Origin of the sequence: Roseibium sp. (genome assembly GCF_025698965.1) — a bacterium.
Lineage (GTDB): Bacteria > Pseudomonadota > Alphaproteobacteria > Rhizobiales > Stappiaceae > Roseibium.
In genome coordinates this window covers 1-3,702 of the sequence record NZ_JAILWL010000576.1, presented here as the reverse complement: position 1 = coordinate 3,702, position 3,702 = coordinate 1, and the positions used below count along the sequence as shown (strand labels likewise).

Genomic DNA, 3,702 nt, shown 5'->3' with positions numbered 1-3,702 from the left:
AACAGCAGCTCTGCCTCGTAGACAGGACCGGTATAATATTCCAGGCCGCGAACCACGGACGGGTCGATCTTGATGCGGTCCTCGCCATAACCACCAGCCTTTATCAAGCTTTGGATACTGTTCAGTTCGTTGAAGCCAGATAAATACGTCTCATTTAGTTCAAGAGCTTCGCTCAATTCTGCAACGCGAGAATCTATTGGGCTACCGCTCACAAAAGGTTCGTTCAAAAACCGAGATACTAAGAAATCAATTTCACTTTGCTCAAGTGCAGCGCCCTTGGTAAAATCACCGCTCTCGTCTTTCCGGCCTTCGCCAAGCAAGAGACGAACACCTTCGATCCCGAACTTGTCGAGCTTGTCGATGGCACGCAGTACCGTCAGCCGTCGCTCGGCCTGTTCCTCGCCACCGAGTCCGACCGTCTCCAGAACACCATCCAGAACCTTGCGGTTGTTGACGCGGATCACGTAGTCGCCGCGTGGAATGCCGAGCGCTTCCATCGTGTCGGCCATCATCATGCACATTTCAGCGTCTGCTTGTACGCCCGGTGCGCCGACCGTGTCTGCGTCAAACTGCATGAACTGGCGGAAACGTCCGGGCCCGGGCTTTTCATTACGGAACACCCAGCCTGCACGGTAGGTGCGATAGGGAAGCTGGATCTCGTTGATGTTTTCCGAAACATGGCGGGCAAGCGGTGCGGTCAGGTCGTAACGCAGGCTCATCCACTGTTCGTCATCGTCCTGAACCGAAAACACACCGGCATTCGGCCGATCCGTGTCGGGAAGGAATTTACCGAGGCAATCGGTGTATTCGAAGGCAGGTGTTTCGACAGGGTCGAAACCATAGCGCTCATAAACCGAGCGGATCTTGCCGATCATCTCGTCGGTTGCGCGGATGTCTCCGGCAGAGCGGTCAACGAAGCCCCGCGGCAGCCGGGCCTTCAGTTTGTTCGGTTTTTTGGCCATAAGGTCCTTGGATCCTGGCGAGTTCCTGGCCGATTGCGATCGGAATTGAGCGGCAAAGGGCGCTGAGATTGTTGCGGTTGTCCTAGACGAAACAGGTCCTGAGGGCAAGGTTCACGAGCCGCCCGGGCGCTTCGGGGCTGTGTTGTTGAATTTCAACGAGAAAAAGAAAGCCCGACGAACGCCTTGTTTGCATCACAGTTGGCGTTAAAAGGGGCGCCAGACAAATGAGGTCTTCGGGCAAGATCCGGCGCAGTTTCGCATGTGGACCGGGCGGCCGTCCCGGTAAAACCTTCAGTGTCTTTTCTTGTATTTAACTTCTTGCAGGCTAATGTCCGCACGGTTTCAGGAGGTTGAGGCCTGACCATCACATAAAGGTCAGGTGTCATGAGGCGGATGAAGGTTCACGATGAACGGTGCAGTCGGTGTGACGGTGAGTGAGATTGGAACACAAGAGATGGATGCTCAGAATGTTCCGGCGGGAAAGTCCGCCGAACTCAGTGTGATCCTGCCAAGCTTCAACGAAGCCAAGAATATCCCGATCCTTGTCGGCCTCCTTGACACGGCCCTCAAAGGCATCAACTGGGAAGCCATCGTCGTCGATGACAATTCGCCTGATGGAACGACTGAAGTGGCACGTGCGATCGCTGAAAGCGATCCGCGTATCCGGGTCATCCGCCGCATTGGCCGCCGTGGTCTGTCCGGGGCCTGTATTGAAGGTATTCTGGCCTCGTCAGCCCCTTATGTCGCCGTCATGGATGCGGACCTGCAGCATGATGAAACCCTGCTGCCGAAAATGCTGGATGAATTGAAATCCGATGACACGGACCTGGTGGTCGCAAGCCGCAAGGTTGAAGGTGGTACCGTCGGTGAGGGCCTTTCCGCCATTCGGGCCTGGGGTTCCAATGTCGCTAACGGATTGGCGCAAAAGCTGCTGAATGTGACTTTGACAGATCCGATGAGCGGGTTTTTCATGGTGCGCCGGGAAAAGGCGGAAGCGCTTGCTTCAAGGCTGTCACCGCAGGGTTTCAAAATCCTTCTGGATCTTGTTTCCAGCGCCAGCGGTACGCTGAAAATCAAGGAGCTGCCCTTTACCTTCCGCGAGCGACAGCATGGTGAGAGCAAGCTCGATACGCTGGTCACCTTGGACTATTTTGGCCTGTTGCTCGCCAAGTATTTCGGCGATGTGGTTTCCGTCCGTTTCCTGATGTTCGGTCTTGTAGGCGCCAGCGGACTTGTCGTGCACCTGGCCGCATTGCGGATGTTCCTTTTGGGCGGACTGGAATTCAATCTGGCGCAGACGGCGGCGTCGTTTGTCGCCATGACGTCGAATTTCTTCCTCAACAACCAGCTCACCTACCGGGATCGTCGGTTGCGTGGTCTGCAGGCGATGGTCGGCCTGCTGACCTTCTATGCCGTGTGTTCGGTCGGCGTTCTGGCCAATGTCGGCGTTGCCAATCTCATTTATCTGGATCCGTCCTACTGGTGGTTCGCGGGAACGGCCGGTGCGGTGATGGGAGCGGTCTGGAATTATGCCGCCAGCTCCGCACTGACATGGCGGAAGTCTTGAGGGTCAAACCGTGGAAGCCGATCCGAAGACTGAAGAGCTGCCTTTCTTTTTGCGGCCCGCCGGGCTGATTCTGGTCGTCGGCTTGCTGACGGCACTCAAGGTTTTTGTTGCGGGCAATGCGCATTTTGTCGAGGATGAAGCGTACTATCGCCTTTGGGGACTTTACCCGGCTCTGAGCTATTACGACCACCCGCCGATGATCGGCTGGTGGATTGCCGCGGGTCAGGCGGTCTTCGGTGACACGATCTTTGCCGTCCGTGCAGTTGTGATTCTGACCGGGGTCTTTGGATCCCTCGCCCTGTGGCGAACCGCATCAATATTGTTCAACCAGACGGTTGCAGGATGGGCGGTTCTTTTTCTCAATGCCAGCCTGCTTGTCGGGATCGGCGGTATTCTGGCGACGCCGGACGCGCCCTCCGTGTTCTTCTGGGGGCTTGGTCTCTGGGCGCTTGCCGAATTGTGCCACTCGAAAAACGCCAACTGGTGGCTGGTTGTCGGATTGATGGCAGGGTGCGGCCTGCTGGCCAAATACTCGCTTCTGTTCCTAGGGGCCGGAATTGTGCTGTGGCTGCTTTGGGTACCGGAAGCGCGGCGCTGGTGGGGCACCTGGCAGCTCTGGGCAGGGGGCGCAATCGCGCTTCTGCTGTTTGCACCTGTGCTCTACTGGAACCACATCCATGACTGGGTGAGCTTTTACAAGCAATTCGGGCGCGCCGGGAGCGGCGGTTACACGACCAAGTACATTTTCGAATTTCTTGGTGCCCTGATCGGACTTCTCAATCCGTTGATCGCTGTTCTTGCCGCGCTTGGCATCGGCATGTCGTTCAAGGGGCTGCGTGAACGAAAGACTGTTGCCTCTCTTCTGTTTCTGACAGCGCTGCCTTTCATTACGTATCTTCTCTATCACTCGCTGCACGCGCGGGTGCAGGCTAACTGGCCGGCACCGCTTTTTCCGACATTTGCAATGTTCGCAGCAGTCTATGTTGCCGGGCTTGGTGTTGAGCAGCGGATCTGGCGGCGTATTGCGGCCGCGGGTGTCATTCTCGGATTTGTGATCGCCGTTCTGGTCCAGTTTCATGCCGTATCGCCATTCACCGGGCAATTTGCTCGCAAGGATCCGACATTTCAATTGCGTGGGTGGCCTGAAATCGGTGAGGCGGTCAGACAGTTCGC

At 56.6% G+C, this 3,702-nt stretch carries 3 protein-coding genes; 2 read left to right on the top strand and 1 reads right to left on the bottom strand.

All coding sequences use genetic code 11. The features are described 5' to 3' along the window. On the bottom strand, window positions 1-962 hold a 962-nt coding region (locus K5905_RS29765), incomplete at its 3' end, for a HisS family protein (protein WP_297591255.1). A 454-nt stretch (window positions 963-1,416) separates the two neighbouring features. Between K5905_RS29765 and K5905_RS29760 the strand changes: the two genes are divergently transcribed. After that, window positions 1,417-2,529 (top strand): glycosyltransferase family 2 protein, encoded by a 1,113-nt coding sequence (locus K5905_RS29760; RefSeq protein ID WP_297591257.1) that lies wholly within the window; start codon window positions 1,417-1,419, stop codon window positions 2,527-2,529. A gap of 10 nt (window positions 2,530-2,539) precedes the next feature. Next, window positions 2,540-3,702 (top strand): glycosyltransferase family 39 protein (locus tag K5905_RS29755; protein WP_297591253.1); only part of this gene is annotated, 1,163 nt, incomplete at its 3' end.

Coding starts and splice junctions, on each gene's coding strand:
- K5905_RS29760 (WP_297591257.1), top strand. CDS start 1,417: ATGGATGCTCAGAATGTTCCGGCGGGAAAGTCCGCCGAACTCAGTGTG.